Source organism: Mycobacterium sp. NGS54 (genome assembly GCF_059812465.1).
Map to the genome: position 1 here is coordinate 400320 of NZ_JCALCS010000003.1, position 16236 is coordinate 416555.

Sequence of the window (16236 nt, forward strand, 5' to 3'; positions counted from 1 at the left end):
TCCGGCCGGAAGGCCCGGCAAAAGGACTCACCGCGGCAGGGAGGTGCGCCATGGCAAACTCGTTGCTCGACTTCGTGATCTCGCTCGTGCGCGATCCCGACGCCGCGGCGCGCTACAGCGCCAACCCCGCGCAGGCGATCGCAGACGCGCATCTTTCCGGTGTGACCAGTGTGGATGTCAACAATCTGATCCCGGTGGTGTCCGACTCGGTGTCGATGGCCCAGCCCGCCGGTTCCCTTTCGGGAGCGCCGGTCGCCGAGCACGGCAACGTTTGGGCAAGCGGCGCCGCCGCGGCCGCGCTCGATGCGTTCACGCCGCACGCCCCCGCCGCGGTCGTCCAGCCGCAAAGTCCTGCGGGCGGCGTGATCAGCCAACCCGCGACGCCCGCAGCGCCCGAGGCCCCCACCGATCCACGTCCGGTCGGTCTCGACCCGCATGAGCCATCGGTGCTGCTCACCGGCCTGGAAACGCCTGGCAATACTGTCGATCACGGGCTGTTCCCGGCCGACGACGTGAGCGCCTGGGACCACCCCGCCGCCCACCCGCATCCCGGCGACGCCGACCATCACGGCTTCGGGATCCACGGCTGATTCACGCCTCGTTGTCGGCGGGCCGAGAATCAGCCGATGCAATCCATTGACGTGCACAAATGCGGCGCAACACACGCCTTGGGCGTGGGCCGTCCCGTGAGCCGCGGATCCCCCTAATCCCCTAATGGGGGGACCGTCTCGATCCCTATGGGTGCTCGCTCGGCTGGGGGATCGGGCCCCGATTCCGCGCCGATCGGAAATCCATAGCGTGTATATCGAAACGCCGGTCGGCCGGCGAAGTCTTCGAGATCGAGGGGAATCGACATGGACGCGCTGATCCGGTACATCCTGGGGCTGTTCACCAATCCCGACGCGGCCCAAGCCTTTCTTGACGGCCCACAACAGGCCATGACCCTGGCGGGCATCAACGCGACACCTCAGCAGTTCGCGATGGCCGCGGCCAGCGCGATGCCCGGTGTGGACCTCGGCGGCGACCCGATCGGTGGCTTGCAGCAAGTCCTGACCGACCAGAGCGCGTACGCGCCGGCCTACGGGGGATATGAGCCCTACAGCGGCTATGCGCCGAGCTTGGTTTCTGCGGTTGCCGACGACGGCGCCGCACTCGTGGGCGACGCCGTTGCCCCCGCCGTGTACGGTGCCGACGCCGCCCTGGTCGACGGCGGCTCCGTCGTGGGCGGCTTGGGCGCAGGGCTGGTCAACGCCTTCGACGCCGGACTGTGGAACGCCGCCGACGCCGGGTTCGTCGGCTCCGGGGGCGGGTTCGGTTGGCAGCCCGGCTGGGGCGGATTCGGACCCGGCACCGGTGAGCTCGGTGGCGGCTTCGGACCCGGCTGGGGTGCCTTCCAACCCGGTTGGGGTGACTTCGGGCCTCGTTGGGGTGAGTTCCGGCACGGTTGGGGCGGCCCCCACGCCGGTTGGGGCGGCCCCCACTCCGGTTGGGGTGAGCCGGGGCCCGGTTGGGGCGGTCCCCATCCTGGTTGGGGTGAGCCCGGACCGGGCTGGGGGACCGGAGGCGAACCGGGTTGGGGTGGATTCGGACCCGGTGGCCTCGTCGGCGAGCAGCTCGGCGGCGGGTTTTGTGCGGGGATCGGCGCCGAGGTCAGCGCCGGCCTGAATCTTGGTTTCGGTGTTGGCGGTGGAGCGGGCTTGGGCGCCGAGATCGGTGCTGGCTTGGGCCTTGGCTTTGGGGCCGGTGTGGGCGGTCAGACCGGGTTCGCGCTGGGTGGCCAGGCGAGTGTGGGTGCTCAGATCGGTGCAGGTTTGGGTCTTGGGCTCGGGGCTGGTCTGGGTGCTCAGACCGGTATCGGTTTGGGCGGCCAGGCGGGCTTCGGGGGCGGCTTGGGACTCGGCGCTGGGGCCGGTGTTGGCGCCGGGGGCGGTTTTGGCCTTGGCGGTGTCGCGGGCCTCGGGGCTGAGGCGGGACTCGGCGCTCGCGCCGGTCTCGGCGGCGGTATCGGACTTGCGGGCCAGGCTGGACTTGGTGGTGAAGCCGGCGTTGGTGGCGGCGTCGGGTTAGGCGCTACCGCTGGCCTGCGTGGCGGTGTAGGTCTCGCCAGCGAAGCCGGCTTCGGTGGTGGTGCTGGTCTTGCTGGTAACGCTGGTTTGGCTGGCGGTGCCGGTCTTGCTGGGAACGCTGGTTTGGCTGGCGGTGCCGGGCTCAGTGGTGGTGCCGGGTTGGCTGGGAACGCTGGGTTGGCTGGCGGTGCCGGTCTTGCTGGTAACGCTGGTTTGGCTGGCGGCGCCGGTCTTGCTGGGAACGCTGGTTTGGCTGGCAACGCTGGTTTGGCTGGTGGCGCCGGTCTCGGCGCACAAGCGGGGGTCGGTGGCCAGGCAGCAGGTGGGATCGGCGGCCGGGCCGCCGCAGGATTCGGTGCTAGCGGCCAGGCGGGTGGCGGCTTCGCCGGTGGCGCCGGTGGCCAAGCAGGTGTTGGCCTCGGCGGACAAGCGGGCGGTGGCTTCGGTGTGGGCGCCGGAGGCCAGGCTGGTTTGGGCGCGGATGCCGGGCTCGGTGGCCAGGCCGCACTCGCCGGCCAAGGTGGCCTTGGTGCCGGCGGCGCGTTCGGCGCGGGTGGCCAGGCGGGTGGCGGCTTTGGCGGTGCTGCCGCGGGCGGGCTCGGCGGCCAGGCGGGTCTTGCGGGCCAGGCGGGTCTTGCGGGGCATGCGGGTCTTGCGGGCCAGGCGGGTCTCGCCAGCCAAGCCGGTCTCGCGAGCCAGGCGGGTCTTGCGGGGCAAGCGGGTCTCGCGAGCCAGGCCGGTCTTGCAGCCGGCGGGGGGCTGGCCGGTGCCGGCAACGTTGGCGCCAACGCCGCGCTCGTCGGCGGCGCGACCGGTCAAGCGGGATTGATCGCCAGCGAAGGTGCCGCGCTGAATGGTGCTGCGACGCCGCATGTTTCGGGTCCGCTGGCCGGCGTCGGGGTCGGCGGTCAGGCCGGCGCCAACGCGGCGGGCGGCGCTGGATTGGGCATCGGCGGTGAGCGCAGCAGCGCCATCATGAGCGGCGACAGCGCCGCTCTGGGCAGCCACCCGACTCCCCAGGCGGCGGCTCCCGCCATCGCCGGTGGGGCGGGCTCGGGCGGACACGCCGGCGCCGGCGCCGTGGCGCCCGGAATCGCCGACGGGCCCGCCGCCGCTGCCGGCGGCACGGTGACTGGTGGTGGCGTCTTGGCCGGTGGCCCCGGCGGCGCCGGCCACGGTCAGATCCTCGGCCAGGAAGGTGCGACGCTCGGCGGTGGCGGTCCCGTCAATGCCGGTGGCGTCCCGGCCCAGCACGCCCCGGTCGCCCCTACCGCGCAAGGCCCGGCCATCCAGGGCGGTGGCACCGTCGGCGGCCATGCGACGCCTCCCTCGAACCCCGGCTCGGTGATCCAGAGCCCGGGCGCCGGTGATCCGGTAAACCACGGCGGCACCGGCTCCCCGGTCATCCAGCAGCCGGCACAGGCGCCGGCTCACACACCGGTTATCCAGCAGCCGGCTCACACGCCCGTCATCCAGCAGCCGGCCCACTCGCCGGCCGCGGTCGACCATGCGCCCGCGCCGGTCCAGCACGCACCGGCCCCGGTCCAGCACGCACCGGCGCCGGTCCAGCACGCGCCGGCACCCGTCGAGCACTCGCCGGCCCCGGCGCCGCACAGCCCGTCGGTGTTCCAGGGCACGCCGCACGACCCGGCACCGGTGCACGCTCCGGCGCCGGTCCCGCACCCGGCGCCGTTGGCGCATCCGGTCGGGCCACACGGGTAACACTGCGGGACAAAGAGCGACGGCGGGGACCTTGTTTGGTCCCCGCCGCCGTTTCACGCATACCGTGATCTCAGTGCATCGCAGCGAGAAAGTGGGGCAGCACGGGTGACCCAACCGGATGACCCTCGGCGGGTCGGCGTCATCGTCGAATTGATCGACCACACCGTCGCCATCGCCGAGCTCAACAATCGCGGTGACCTCGTGCAGCGGCTGACCCGGGCCCGCGAGCGCATCCTCGATCCGCAGATCCGTGTGGTGATCGCGGGTCAGCTCAAACAGGGCAAGAGTCAACTGCTCAACTCGCTGCTGAACCTGCCGGTGGCCCGCGTCGGCGACGACGAGGCCACCGTGGTGATCACCGTCGTCGGCTATGGCGAGCCGCCGTCGGCGCGGCTGGTTGTCGTCGCGGGTCCCAACGGCGAGCCCGCACGCATCGAGATTCCGGTCGACGACCTCAACACCGACCTGCGCCGCGCGCCGCAGGCCGGCGGCCGCGAAGTGCTGCGCGTCGAGATCGGGGCGCCCAGCCCGCTGCTGCAGGGCGGGCTTGCCTTCGTCGACACCCCCGGCGTGGGCGGCCACGGGCAGCCGCACCTGTCGGCGACGCTCGGGTTGCTTCCGGACGCCGACGCCCTGTTCATGGTCAGCGACACCAGTCAGGAATTGACCGAACCGGAAATGAGGTTCGTCCGCCAGGCGTATCAGATCTGCCCGGTCGCGGTGCTGGTGGCGACCAAGACGGACCTCTACCCGCACTGGCGCGACATCGTCAACGCCAACGCGGCGCACCTGCAGCGGGCGGGGGTGCCGATTCCGATCCTGCCGGTCTCGTCGCTGTTGCGCAGCCACGCCGTCACGCTCAACGACAAGGAACTCAACGACGAGTCCAACTTCCCGTTGATCGTCAAGTTCCTCGGCGAAAAAGTGCTCTCCCGCCAGACCGATCGCGTCCGAGATCAGATCTTGTCCGAGATTCGTTCGGCCGCTCAGCATCTGGCGATGTCGGTCGGGTCGGAGCTGACCGTCATCGACGACCCGGACCTGCGCGACCGCCTCGCCGACGACCTCGAGCGGCGCAAGTGGGAGGCCCAGAACGCCCTCAACCAGTCGGCGCTGTGGCAGCAGGTGCTCAACGACGGATTTACCGACCTGTTCGCCGATGCCGATCACGACATGCGGGCGCGCTTCCGCGCGATCACCGAAGACATTGAGCGCCAGATCGATTCGTGCGACCCGACGCGGCATTGGGCCGAAATCGGCAGCGACGTGGAGGAGGCGGTCGCCACCGCCGTCGGGGACAACTTCGTGTGGGCATATCGGCGGGCCGAGGCGTTGGCCGAGAACGTGGCGCGCTCGTTCGCCGATGCGGGCCTGGACTCGGTCATGTCGCCGGAGCTGACGGGACGCCTGATGGGCGGCGACTTCGGCCGGCTCAAGTCGCTGGCGGAGCTGGAATCCAAGCCGGCCGGGAAGGGACAGAAGGTCGTCACCGGATTGCGGGGCTCCTACGGCGGTGTGGTGATGATCGGCATGCTGTCGTCGGTTGCCGGGCTGGGCCTGTTCAACCCGCTGTCCGTGGGAGCAGGGCTGCTGCTTGGCCGCATGGCGTACAAGGAGGACAAGGAACACCGGCTGTTGCGGGCGCGCGCCGAGGCCAAGACGAACGTGCGCCGCTTCGTCGACGACGTATCTTTCGTGGTGGGCAAGGAATCTCGCGATCGACTCATGGCGATCCAGCGCACGCTGCGCGACCACTACCGCGACATCGCCAACGAGGTCACCCGCTCGATCAACGAATCGTTGCAAGCCACGATCACCGCAGCGCACATCGAAGAAACCGAGCGCGACACCCAGATTCGTGAACTGGAGCGGCAGTTGAACATCCTCGAGCAGGTGATCGACAACGTGGGCAAGCTGACGCCGCCGATGGCCGTGGGACGTTCGTGAGCACGAGCGATCAGGTCCGCGCGATCCTCGGCGGAACAATCCAGGCCTACCGGGCCGAACCGGAGTATCGCCAGCGTCCCGACGTCTTCTACGAATTGGAGCGCATCGGCGCGCGCCTGAACGAGCCCATCCGCATCGCGCTGGCCGGCACGCTCAAGGCCGGAAAGTCCACTCTGGTAAACGCTTTGGTGGGAGAGGACATCGCCCCGACGGACGCCACGGAGGCTACCCGGATCGTGACGTGGTTCCGGCACGGCCCGACGCCGAAGGTCACCGCCAACCATTGGGGCGGACGGCGCGCCAACGTCCCGATCAACCGCAGCGCGGGCCTGACCTTCGACTTCGCGGCCATCAACCCCGCGGACGTGGTCGACCTGGACGTCGAATGGCCCGCGGAAGAGTTGATCGACACCACCATCGTCGACACCCCGGGGACGTCGTCGCTGACGCGTGAGGCCTCCGAGCGAACGCTGCAGCTGTTGATACCGCCCGAGGGGGTGCCACGGGTGGACGCGGTGGTGTTCCTGTTGCGCTCCCTCAACGCGGCGGACGTTGCGCTGCTCAAGCAGATCGGTCGGCTCGTCGGCGGCTCGGCCGGGGCGCTCGGGATCATCGGCGTCGCGTCGCGGGCCGACGAGATCGGCGCCGGTCGCATCGACGCGATGCTGTCGGCGGCCGACGTGGCCAAACGGTTCACCCGCGAGATGAATGAGACCGGCATCTGCCAGGCGGTGGTTCCAGTGTCCGGCCTGCTCGCGCTGACGGCGCGCACGTTGCGCCAGAGCGAGTTCGCGGCGCTGCGCAAGCTCGCGGGAGTCGATAGCGCCACGCTCGGCAAGGCAATGCTGAGCGCGGACCGATTCGTGCGGGTCGACAGCCAGTTGCCCGTCGATGCGGCCACCCGCGCTCAGTTGTTGGAGCGGTTCGGCATGTTCGGCATCCGCATCTCGATCGCCGTGCTGGCCGCCGGGGTCACCGACGCGGCGGGGCTGGCCGACGAACTGCTGGAGCGCAGCGGGCTGGTAGCGCTGCGGCGCGTCATCGACCAACAATTCGCGCAACGCTCCGACATGCTCAAGGCCCACACCGCCCTGGTGTCGCTGCGCCGATTCGTCCAGGCCTTCCCGATCGTGGCGACGCCCTACGTCATCGCCGACATCGACCCCTTGCTGGCAGACACCCACGCCTTCGAGGAACTTCGCCTGCTGAGCCAATTGCATTCACGTCCAACGACATTGACCGACGACGAGCTCGCTTCGCTGCGCCGCATCATCGGCGGGTGGGGCACCGACCCGGCCAGCAGGTTGGGCCTACCCCCCGAGGACCTGCACGGTCCGGAGGGCCCGCGAGCCGCCTTCGCCGCGGCCCAACGCTGGCGCCGCCGCGCCGAGCACCCCCTCAACGACCCGTTCACCACGCAGGCGTGCCGCGCCGGTATGCGCAGCGCCGAGGCGATGGTGGCGGATTTCGCCGCGCGCGGTTACGACGCGTCCAACGCCCACCCGGGCTAACGCCCGAACGGCGGTTGCGGCAGGGGCAGCGGCAGCAGCCGTTGCCGGGTGGTCGTCGGGGCCGCGGTGGTGGTCGCCTGCGATGTCGTGGTCGGCTGGGCGCTCGTGGTGGTCGGCGCCGTCGTGGTCGTCGTGCTGGGCGGCGGGCTGCTGGTCGTGGTCGTGGTCGTGGTCGTCGGCGGCTGGGTCGTCGTCGACGACGACGGCGCGGGCGGCGGCGGGAGCACGGTCACGGTGGTGGTGCCGTTGGGCTCCGTGATCGTCTCCGTTTGCGACGTCTGCGCCGGTGCAGGTTCGGTGGGCGGGGTGTTGTTGGTCGGAGTGGTTTTCGGGTGGCCCAGGGTCAGCGCCAACACCACCGCGAGCAGCACGGCCGCGGCCGCTCCGACGACGCTCAGCACCAGCGCGGTGCGCTTGTACCACGGCAGCGTCGCGGTCGCGGCGGCCGCGCGGCGGCTGTCGGTGTCGCCCAATTCCGTTGGTTCCCGGCCATATTCGCCGGTCATGTCGGGACCGACGTAAGGCACCGGCTCGGCGGAGTCGTCGGCGTCCGCCGACCACGCCAGGGCGGGGCCGCCGTCGACGACCTTGGCGGTCTCGACCAGTTCGGTCGGGTTTTCGACGACGGGACTCGCGGCGGTCGCGAGGCCCGCCGCGGCCTGCTGCTGGCCCAGCACCGACGCACCGACGGCGGCGGCGAACGCGGGCTGCGGCGCGGTGTGGATGGGCACCCGCAGGCGCTCCGACAGGCGCGCGGCGATCAGCGGGATGCCGGCGCCCCCACCGACGGCCGCGACGGCCGCCAGGTTGGATCGTTGAATCCCGTTGCGCTGCAACGTGTCTTCCACGGTGCTGACGAAACCGTCCAGCGGTTGCGAGATGAGCTGTTCGAGTTCGGCGCGGGAAAGGCGGACGTCGCCGGCGGTGGTGGTGGTGCTCGACAGCTGCTCCTTGGCGCGGCGGCATTCGGCGAGCTGGCGCGCCTGCGCGCCGATGCGCGCGGTGCTGGCCAGGTCGGTGCTGGTGGCGTCGGAGCCGCCCGAGCGCACGTAGTCGAGGATGAGCTGATCGATCCCGTCGCCGGAGAAGTCGGTGTAGCGCACCGATGCACCGATCTGCGCAAGGGTCGACCCCGCGTTGATCAACGTGACGCTGGTGCCGCTGGCGCCAAAGTCGCACACCGCGACGACGCCGGCCGGGAACCCCGGGTGGGCGCGCAGGGTGGCCAGCGCGGCGGTGGCGTCGGGGATCAAGGCCGGTGCCACACCGCCGCGGGTCAGGTCCGGCTGGGCGAAGAACTCGTCGCGCAGCGCGTTGGTCTGCGCCTCGGACCAGTACGCGGGCACCGCGACGGTGACGGGGGTGCCGTAGCCGACCGTGCGCGCCATGGCTTCGATCGCCTCGACCGTCAGCACCTCGCCGAGGTACTTCGTCCCGTCGGCCGCCACCAGCGGAGCCCGGTCCCCGACCCGCTCGACGAAGCCACGCAGCACCAGCCCGGATTCGGACAGGTTCGGGTTTTCCTCGGGCAGGCCGATTTCGGTGGGCCGGTTTTCGAACAGCGTCAAGACCGAACTGCGCACCACCGGGGCGCTGCCCGAACGGACCGCGACCAGGTTGGCCGCGCCGATCGACAGCCCGAGCGCCTCGCTCACGACGCGGACTTCACTGCGAGAGGCCCGGTGGCAGCGTGACCACCGGCCCGTCGGGAATGGTGATCACCGACGGCAGCTGGGGCATGTGGTGCCGATGCGTCGGCTGTTGCTGGGTCGGCTGGTGGGTGGGCTGCTGGGTCGGCTGTTGTGCCGGCGGCTCGCCGGCGCTGCTGCTGGGCGGCGGCGCCGACGATTCGGTGGTCGTCGGCGTCATCGTCGTCGTGGTGGTCGTCGTCGCGGTGGTGCTGCCCGTCGTGCTCGGGCCGGGGCTGGTGCCCTGGCTACCCTGGATCAGCTCCATGAGCCCGTAGCCGATCAGCGCGAGCAGGATCAGGACCGCGACAATCCAGGCGATGATCCCGACGGGTTTCCGGTACCACGGGGTGGGCTCGGGCTCCTGTTCGAAGGGATCCAGCGCCTCGGGTTGCTCCGGCTGGTCGGGCGGCGGTTCGGCGGGTGGTTCACCCGGCGCCGGGGGCCCGCCCAGGGCGCCGTAGTTCGCATACTGCGTGCGCCGGTTGTGGAAGTCGTCCGGTGGGCCGTTGGATGCCACGGCACCGATGGTACTGACACCGCTTTCGGGCCAGATCAGGCGCGCGGGCGAGGCGGCGTTTGCCGCTGTTCAGTCGGCTCCGGCGGGCGCGGTCACCGAAGCCCGCGTCCCGTCGCCCGTTGTCGACGTGAGCCTCATCGATCCGCCCATCGCGTCGATGCGGACCGCGAGCGAGGCGAGTCCGATGTGCCCGTCGGCCACGCATCGATCCAGGATGGCCGGATCGAAGCCGATTCCGTCGTCCACGACGCTCAGCGTTATGGCGTCGCCCGCTCGGGCGAGGCGAACCTTGACGGTGCTCGCCTGCGCGTGCTTGTTGACGTTGGCGAGCAGTTCGCGTGCCGCCCGGTAAAGCAGGGACTGCGACCGTGGGCGCCCGACCTCTTCGAGATCGGCTTCGATGGCGAGGTTCCCGCGGTGCTCGTAGGAGCGAATCAGCTCACGCAGCGCGGCGGTGAGGCCCACTTCGGTGAGCACCTGCGGATGCAGTGCGGTGACGGTGCCGCGCAGCTGGGTCGCCGTGTCCTGCACCGCCCGGTAGGCGGCCTCCAGCCCCGCATCGGTGTACCGTTCGCGGGCTTCCTCGAGCTCGAGTCGCGCCGCCAGCAGATCTTGCAGCGGTCCGTCGTGCAGGTGCTCGGCCAGTGCTCGGGCGTTGCGCTCGTCGGCGCGCATCGACTCGGTGACAAGTGTGCGGCGCATCTCGAGCAGCGCTGCCACCCGAGCCGCGGCGCGAGTCAGGAAATAACACAAGGCGGTCATCGCGGCCGCCAACCACAACAGCAAACCGAAATGCGTGTACACCACGCTGGGGAGTTCGACGCTGTCGTCACGCTTGGAGTAGACGATCCACACACCGAGATACCCGACGGCGGTGCATATTCCAACCGTGGCCGCCAGCGCGGGCCGATCCTGGAATGCCACCGAAATGGGCAGCAGGAAGAACACCGGCAGCAACGCCACGGTGGCTCCACCCGACACCACGCACAGCGCCACCACGGTGAGCACGTCGATGCCCGTCGACACCCAGCCGGCCCACGGTGGCACCGGTCCGCGCAGCACCACCACTACCCACACCAGCGCGGCGACGCTGTAGGCGCCGAGGATGACCGCGTAAGCCAGCGGCAACCAGTGCTCGACCTCCCATACCGAGACCAACAGGACGATCAAACCGATCAGCGGCAAGCGCAGAAACGCCGACAAGCGGACGGGCTCGGCCGCAACGAAGTCGACCAGATGAGCCAGTGAGCGGCCCATGTTATTCCAGCAACCCGCGCCGCATCGCCGCCGCGACGGCCGCGGCGCGATCACTGACGCCGAGTTTCTCGTACAGGCGCTGGACGTGGGTCTTGACCGTGGACGGCGCCAGATACAGCTCCGCGGCGATCGCGGGAATGCTGAGGCCCTGGGCGATGAAATTCAGCACCTCGCGCTCGCGTGGGCTAAGCGCCGGGGCCTGGGCTTCGCCGCGGCGGCGGATCTCCCCGGCCAGACCGGCGGCAAGCGCCGCGGGAACGACATCTCGGCCGTCGGCGCAGTCAAGCACGCCGTTCACGATCTCGGTTTTCGTCGATTCTTTGGGCAGGAATCCCGCGGCCCCCTCCGCGAGGGCCTGGAAGACGATCGCCGACTCGTCGTGCGCCGACAACAGCAGCACCCGGGTGGGTAGCTCGTCACCCCGCACCGCGGCCGCGACCTTCGCACCGTCCATCCCGGGCATCCGGTAGTCCAGCAGCGCGACGTCCGGCAGATGCGTCTTGATCAGGTCCAAGGCGGCGATACCGTCGTCGGCCTCGGCCACCACGTCCACTTCGCCGCTCGACGTCAGCGCGCGCACCACGCCGTCGCGGAACAGCGGGTGATCGTCGCCCACGACCACACGCACTTTCCCGGTCGTTGCCCGGCCGACCATGCCGCCCAGTGTCACACACGGGTCGCCGCCGTTTCCCCCAATCGGGGGACGCGCGATTCATCCCACGCGCCGACCCGTCGGCGGACAGACATCGCCGAACCGGCCCGGGATAGTCATTGCGGGGGTGGAACCGACAGAAGGATCCGCGTGTCCAACATCAGGGATGTAACCATCGCCTCTGTCGCAGGGGTGTCCGACGCCCGGCTCGAATGGGTGTCGAAGGCGCTGTGCCGCACCACCGATCCCGACGAACTCTTCGTTCGCGGAGCGGCGCAACGGAAAGCGGCCGCCATTTGCCGGCACTGCCCGGTTGCCGCCGAATGCCTCGCCGACGCGCTCGATAACCACATGGAGTTCGGCGTGTGGGGCGGCATGACCGAGCGCCAGCGGCGGGCGTTGCTCAGGCAGCACCCGGAGGTGGGCTCCTGGTCGGAGTACCTCGCTCGGCGTAAGCGCCGCAGGACGGGCTAAGCGGTCAGACCGAGTTCCTGGTCGATCTGCGCCCAGTACTGCGGGCCATCCAATGTGAGGATGATCCAGTCGTGGATCTGGCCGTTGGCCAGCACGAAGTTGAATGGGGCGTTCGCCAGGGTGGCGTTGTGCTGCAGGACAAGCACGTCGGGGGACAGCGAATCCAGGTTGCCGGTGTAGACATACGTCGGCGGGAGCCCGGTGAGGTTCCCGTACAGCGGGCTCACCATGGGGTCGGTCGTGGAAAGGCCGCCCGCCCACTCCTTGCCGATCTGGATCCCGGGCGCAACGGGCAGCAGCGGGTCCTGGACGAACGCGATGTTCGGGTTGCTGAACGTGACATCCAGCCACGGCGACAGCAGGACCATCGAGGTTGGCATGGCGGCATTCGGATTCTGGGCCAACGTGTATTCGAGGGCCGCAAGTGCCAGGTTGCCGCCGGCGGAGTCGCCGGTCACACTGACATGCCCGGGGTGTGCGGCGACCTGCGAGTTGATGAAGCCGGCCATGTTGGGCACCACCGTGCCGGCGGTGCCGCCCTGCTGCAGCAGCGGGTAGATCGGCACCTCGATGGTCGCGCCGGTCTGGTAGGCCATCACCGTGTAATCGAGCCAGTGGAAGATCGACGGCGCGAAGATGAACGCGCCCCCGTGAATGGCCACTACGTAGTCGCCATTCGGATGAGCCGGGGTGATCTGCACGACGGGCATCCCGTTATAGGAGGTGTGCTGCACCGTTTCCCCGAGCAGCAACGGCAGCAACCGCGGCGGCGTGTTGGACAGGCCTATCCCAAGTAGCGGGTTGTCGCCTGTGAACAGCTGCAGGAAGGGCGAATTCGGCGCCGAAAGCTGGGCTTCGAGCCCGGGGAAGAAACCCAGGAGGGGTTTCACCGGGTACAGCGCGGCTTCTTCGAATCTGGTGGCCAGCGACGGTCCGCCGGTGTAGGTCCCCGTCTGCGTGGCCGAGAACGGCGGATTCGCCGGCGCCCCGAAGATGGTGCCGAAGACCGTGTTGGCCACGTGGTTGAATTCGCTTTCGACTGCCTGGACGAATTCACCGGGCAGGCTTTCCAGCGCCTGCTCCCACGAGCCCAATTGCGCGACGGTCGCCGACGCGCTGGCGTGATACCCGCCCATCGCGGCGATATCCTGGGCCCACATCCGCTCGTATTCGGCCTCGGCGGCGGCGATCGCCGGGGCGTTCTGACCGAACAGGTTCGACAGCACCAGCGACACCAGCTGACCGCGATTGGCCGTTATCACGCCGGGGTCCACGATGGTCGCCAGCGCGGACTCGTACGCGACGGCGGCCGCCCGGGCCTGGGCCGCCGACTGCTCGGCTTGCGCGGCCGCCCCGCCCAGCCAGTTCACGTAGCGGGCGGCCGCGCTCGTCATGGACGCCGACGCCGGGCCCTGCCACGCCTGGCCGGCGAGGTCGGCGGTTAACGAGCTGAACGCGGTGGCCGCCGAACTCAATTCGGAGCCGACGCCGTCCCAGGCCGCCGCCGCCTCCAGCATCGGCCCCGGACCCGGGCCGTCAAGCAGCAGTATCGAATTCACCTCGGGCGGCCACACCGTAAAGCTCATTACTGCTCCCCTCGATCAACACTGATCAACCCACTGCAGCAACGTACATCCTGCAATCCGCTCACACGCCGGAACGCCCAGCGTGGCGAACGGGTACCCGCGGCGGACCGAATCCAGTCCACCGATTTTTGGCGGCGCCTTCAGGCGCTCAGAACGTGTCGACCCGCTCAGCCATGGTTATGCGCATCATCTGGGCTGGACTGCCCTATAAGGCGTGACCTCGGAAATGTCGGAACGGCTCTTCCCGCCAGCGGTGCCGAGAGTGCTTATCCAGACCAGCACGAACGTTGTCGGGACCGCGGAATTTACGCGGATGATGTTGTCCCCAGGTCTCAACGGGGTGGGTGGGCTGAGTTCGGCGGTGTCTGTCAGCTTCGCGGGTGTCGCGCTCGGCGATGATCGTATTTGTGCCACGGTGCCGGTGCTGTCTAGGTCGATGGTGACACCACTAAGCGACGTTGGCTCGGGCAGCTGCAACAACAGCCCGACACCGTCCTTGAACTTGGGGAAGGGCTGGGGGTCCACGTAGGCGTCGGTCGACCACGCTGTGCCCGGATTACCGTCGATGGCCAGCCCGGCCGAGTCTGGGCTATCTGGTGAACCGCCGGGTGAAAAGACTGAGGCTTTGAGCGGCTTTACTTTTCGAGTTTGAGCGCCAGGTGGCGGTGATGCCAGCGGCGCCGGCGCAGCAGGGTTCGACGATGGTGTCGGCGACGTCGTCCGCAGCCCCAGCCTGTCCACTTTCATCGTTCCGCCGGTGTCGACGGTGTCGACCATTCGACTGATCGTGTTGGCGAAGGTCATCAACACAACGAGGGCGACTGCCGCCGCCGTCCCGAGACAAGTTTTCAAAAGTTGACGGCGAGCGTATGCGACTTTCTCGGGCGGCCCGAAATTTCGGAAGCTGGCATAGCGGTCCGACTCCAGAGGTACGAACAGTTCGCGAGTGGCGGAGGGCGCCCCGTAGCTCGCGGCTTCGTCGCTAGCCTCGCGCAGCAACGTCATAATCGTCTTCGCACTCCGGATACCGTCGCCGTCGCGCACTAGCCCTGCGGCGGTGGACGAAATCAGGAACGGAACTCGTGAGTCGAATACGGCGGGTTCTTGGATTCGTCCTTGCCCATCAACCGCGACGCACGCCCAATCCTTGATCGCGGCCTCGCCTTGCGAAGGCCAACGGTTGACGAGCAACCCGTACATCACCGCGCCGATGCCTCGAAGGTCATCTCGCGGCGTGGTATTCGGCATCGTCGCCGGAAATGCCAACACGACGCGGCGGTCGACGCTGATCCGGATTCGGTCGGGATGGTCGATTGACAACACCAACCCGGCCCCGTGCACCACGTCGGCGGTCTCGGCCAGGGATAACACGGCGTCGGCGACACCGAGAGGCGACGGGTGCGTATCGGCCACTTCTTTCAAGGTGGCACCACGTATCCACTCGCAAACAACTACTCCGCCGCAATGATCGCGGCCGGCGTCGATCACTTTCGCCAAGCCCGGGGAGTCGATTCCCCGCAGGCTTAGGGTGTCGGAAAGAATCGCGTCGACAGTCGCAGCAGTCGGCAGCGCGTTCTCGGAGTCGACCACCGTGACGGCCAGATGTTGTCCTGTCGCCGTGTCAACCGCTTGCCAGAACTGGAGATGCGGCGACTCGCCGTAGAAGACCAGTAGCCGAATCCGGCCGTTCGCGATCGTGGCACCGGCGACGAGGGGCGTCTTTTCCCCGGTCGGCAATCGCGGTTCTGGCCAGTAACGAGGGATGTTCGTCGTAGGCGGGTCAAATGCGGTCGGCTGGGTGGCGGTCATCGCTTCGTCTCGCTCCCGCAGTAGCATCGACCGCATCGGCCTGGCGCGAGCGGTGCTGAGAGTTACTACTGGATAACCGGGCGTGGAGACTCTGAAACCGGGGATTTTCTGCTTCGCTGCCGAGCTCTCACCCAAATGTATTGGCGCTGGGCATGCGTTACCCGCTCAGTCGACCGCAACGGATGTCGAAACACCCCCTGGCAACTCTCGCGGTACTGCTCGACCGCCTCGCGCGATGTCCTCGGCGAGGCGACCTACGAATCGCTTGCCCGCACGGGCGAGACGATGACCACCGCCGAGATGGTCGCCCACGCCTACGACCAAATCGACCAAGCCCGAGCAGAACTGAACACCATCGCGGAATAGCGCTTACAGGCGCTCAGAACGTGTTGACCTTCTCGACGCTGACGAACATGCCGTGCTTAGTGCGATCGTTGGTGAACCGGGTGCCCTGCTCGGTCGCGACGATCGTCCAGCCCTGCGCGGCGTAGGTCTTGTAGTCGATGGTGACGGTCGGGATGGCGCCCAGGTTGCCCAGCACCCACTGCACGTTGCCGCCGGCGCTGATGCTCACACCGTTGGCGTGTTCACCGTCCTGCAGCGGGGAGTTGGTGAACGGCGCCTCGCAGCCGACGGTCTCCTTGTTGATCTGGCAGCGGGTCACGCCGGACTTGGTCTCGATGAAGACGTAGCCGTTGTGGTCCGGCGGCAGCGGGATCACCCCGGCCGGCGGCGTGGTCGGGCTGGACGGCCCGGTGGGGCTGGTCGACGGGGCCGGGCTGGTGCTGGTCGGCGCTGGCGTCGTCGTGGTCGGCCGCGGCGTGGGGAATGTGGGCTCGGTCGGCCCGGCCCCGGGGGTGGCGACCGGCTTGCCGTCAACGAGCGTGCTGCAGCCCGACACCACCGCGGGTGCGGCCAGGACGGCCGATAACAGCAGTGAGCCGCCGGCCAGCCTTCGCCGCGCCTTTTGCGATAACTGCACCCGCCGCTCCCCGAAAGTCTTC

General features: G+C 69.1%; 15 protein-coding genes and 1 pseudogene. 8 read left to right on the top strand and 8 right to left on the bottom strand.

The features are described from left to right. The first annotated feature begins 50 nt into the window (after nt 1-50). The 3 genes and pseudogenes from AC5Y5E_RS10795 (at nt 51) to AC5Y5E_RS10805 (ending at nt 2067) form a co-directional block, all read left to right on the top strand. The gene (locus tag AC5Y5E_RS10795; protein ID WP_499902973.1) at nt 51-590 is read left to right on the top strand and encodes an Rv0340 family IniB-related protein; all 540 of its coding nucleotides are present in this window, start codon (nt 51-53) and stop codon (nt 588-590) included. A gap of 264 nt (nt 591-854) precedes the next feature. After that, a pseudogene (locus AC5Y5E_RS10800) lies at nt 855-1064 on the top strand (IniB N-terminal domain-containing protein); the annotation flags it as partial. Between the two features lie 727 nt (nt 1065-1791). Continuing rightward, nucleotides 1792-2067 (top strand): hypothetical protein, encoded by a 276-nt coding sequence (locus AC5Y5E_RS10805; RefSeq protein WP_499903306.1) that lies wholly within the window; start codon nt 1792-1794, stop codon nt 2065-2067. Here the strand turns inward: AC5Y5E_RS10805 and AC5Y5E_RS10810 are convergent. Beyond that, nucleotides 2064-2885, bottom strand: coding sequence for a hypothetical protein (locus tag AC5Y5E_RS10810; RefSeq protein ID WP_499903307.1), 822 nt, complete (start codon nt 2883-2885; stop codon nt 2064-2066). The genes AC5Y5E_RS10805 and AC5Y5E_RS10810 overlap by 4 nt on opposite strands. Before the next feature lie 6 nt (nt 2886-2891). Here AC5Y5E_RS10810 and AC5Y5E_RS10815 point away from each other — a divergent pair, with 6 nt between their 5' ends. The 3 genes from AC5Y5E_RS10815 to iniC all read left to right on the top strand — a co-directional run bounded on the left by AC5Y5E_RS10815 (nt 2892) and on the right by iniC (nt 7246). Next, nucleotides 2892-3788, top strand: coding sequence for a hypothetical protein (locus tag AC5Y5E_RS10815; protein WP_499903308.1), 897 nt, complete (start codon nt 2892-2894; stop codon nt 3786-3788). A gap of 105 nt (nt 3789-3893) precedes the next feature. Continuing rightward, nucleotides 3894-5735: a dynamin family protein gene (locus AC5Y5E_RS10820; protein WP_499902974.1), complete on the top strand. Its 1842-nt coding sequence runs from the start codon at nt 3894-3896 to the stop codon at nt 5733-5735. After that, a complete protein-coding gene (gene iniC, locus AC5Y5E_RS10825; protein WP_499902975.1) occupies nt 5732-7246 on the top strand; it encodes an isoniazid-induced dynamin-like GTPase IniC in 1515 nt (504 codons plus the stop codon). Before AC5Y5E_RS10820 ends, iniC begins: the two co-directional genes overlap by 4 nt. Here the strand turns inward: iniC and AC5Y5E_RS10830 are convergent. The 4 genes from AC5Y5E_RS10830 to AC5Y5E_RS10845 all read right to left on the bottom strand — a co-directional run bounded on the left by AC5Y5E_RS10830 (nt 7243) and on the right by AC5Y5E_RS10845 (nt 11366). Beyond that, nucleotides 7243-8901, bottom strand: a complete 1659-nt coding sequence (locus AC5Y5E_RS10830) for an Hsp70 family protein (RefSeq protein WP_499902976.1) — start codon at nt 8899-8901, stop codon at nt 7243-7245. The genes iniC and AC5Y5E_RS10830 overlap by 4 nt on opposite strands. A 10-nt stretch (nt 8902-8911) precedes the next feature. Beyond that, nucleotides 8912-9454 carry a hypothetical protein gene (locus tag AC5Y5E_RS10835; protein ID WP_499902977.1) on the bottom strand — a complete coding sequence of 181 codons (543 nt, stop codon included), beginning with the start codon at nt 9452-9454 and terminating at the stop codon, nt 8912-8914. Nucleotides 9455-9523: 69 nt separating this feature from the next. Then, the gene (locus AC5Y5E_RS10840) at nt 9524-10711 is read right to left on the bottom strand and encodes a sensor histidine kinase (protein WP_499902978.1); all 1188 of its coding nucleotides are present in this window, start codon (nt 10709-10711) and stop codon (nt 9524-9526) included. A gap of 1 nt (nt 10712) precedes the next feature. Further along, nucleotides 10713-11366 (bottom strand): response regulator, encoded by a 654-nt coding sequence (locus tag AC5Y5E_RS10845; RefSeq protein WP_499902979.1) that lies wholly within the window; start codon nt 11364-11366, stop codon nt 10713-10715. A gap of 147 nt (nt 11367-11513) precedes the next feature. Here AC5Y5E_RS10845 and AC5Y5E_RS10850 point away from each other — a divergent pair, with 147 nt between their 5' ends. Then, nucleotides 11514-11837, top strand: coding sequence for a WhiB family transcriptional regulator (locus tag AC5Y5E_RS10850; protein ID WP_499902980.1), 324 nt, complete (start codon nt 11514-11516; stop codon nt 11835-11837). On the opposite strand, the gene lipY is transcribed toward AC5Y5E_RS10850, so the two are convergent. Together lipY and AC5Y5E_RS10860 are read right to left on the bottom strand one after the other, a co-directional pair. Beyond that, the gene (lipY, locus tag AC5Y5E_RS10855; RefSeq protein WP_499902981.1) at nt 11834-13423 is read right to left on the bottom strand and encodes a triacylglycerol lipase LipY; all 1590 of its coding nucleotides are present in this window, start codon (nt 13421-13423) and stop codon (nt 11834-11836) included. The two genes, AC5Y5E_RS10850 and lipY, sit on opposite strands and share 4 nt — an antisense overlap. A gap of 186 nt (nt 13424-13609) precedes the next feature. Continuing rightward, a complete protein-coding gene (locus tag AC5Y5E_RS10860) occupies nt 13610-15232 on the bottom strand; it encodes a hypothetical protein (protein WP_499902982.1) in 1623 nt (540 codons plus the stop codon). Nucleotides 15233-15367: 135 nt separating this feature from the next. Here AC5Y5E_RS10860 and AC5Y5E_RS10865 point away from each other — a divergent pair, with 135 nt between their 5' ends. Continuing rightward, nucleotides 15368-15598 carry a hypothetical protein gene (locus AC5Y5E_RS10865; protein WP_499902983.1) on the top strand — a complete coding sequence of 77 codons (231 nt, stop codon included), beginning with the start codon at nt 15368-15370 and terminating at the stop codon, nt 15596-15598. Nucleotides 15599-15611: 13 nt separating this feature from the next. Here AC5Y5E_RS10865 and AC5Y5E_RS10870 read toward each other — a convergent pair whose 3' ends face one another. Continuing rightward, the gene (locus AC5Y5E_RS10870; RefSeq protein ID WP_499903288.1) at nt 15612-16184 is read right to left on the bottom strand and encodes a hypothetical protein; all 573 of its coding nucleotides are present in this window, start codon (nt 16182-16184) and stop codon (nt 15612-15614) included. Nucleotides 16185-16236 lie beyond the last annotated feature (52 nt).

What these genes read in the sequence shown, in the direction of transcription:
- AC5Y5E_RS10795 (WP_499902973.1), top strand. Translation starts at nt 51, where the DNA reads ATGGCAAACTCGTTGCTCGACTTCGTGATCTCGCTCGTGCGCGATCCC.
- AC5Y5E_RS10860 (WP_499902982.1), bottom strand. Translation starts at nt 15,232, where the DNA reads ATGACCGCCACCCAGCCGACCGCATTTGACCCGCCTACGACGAACATC.
- AC5Y5E_RS10840 (WP_499902978.1), bottom strand. Translation starts at nt 10,711, where the DNA reads ATGGGCCGCTCACTGGCTCATCTGGTCGACTTCGTTGCGGCCGAGCCC.
- lipY (WP_499902981.1), bottom strand. Translation starts at nt 13,423, where the DNA reads ATGAGCTTTACGGTGTGGCCGCCCGAGGTGAATTCGATACTGCTGCTT.
- AC5Y5E_RS10865 (WP_499902983.1), top strand. Translation starts at nt 15,368, where the DNA reads ATGTATTGGCGCTGGGCATGCGTTACCCGCTCAGTCGACCGCAACGGA.
- AC5Y5E_RS10845 (WP_499902979.1), bottom strand. Translation starts at nt 11,366, where the DNA reads ATGGTCGGCCGGGCAACGACCGGGAAAGTGCGTGTGGTCGTGGGCGAC.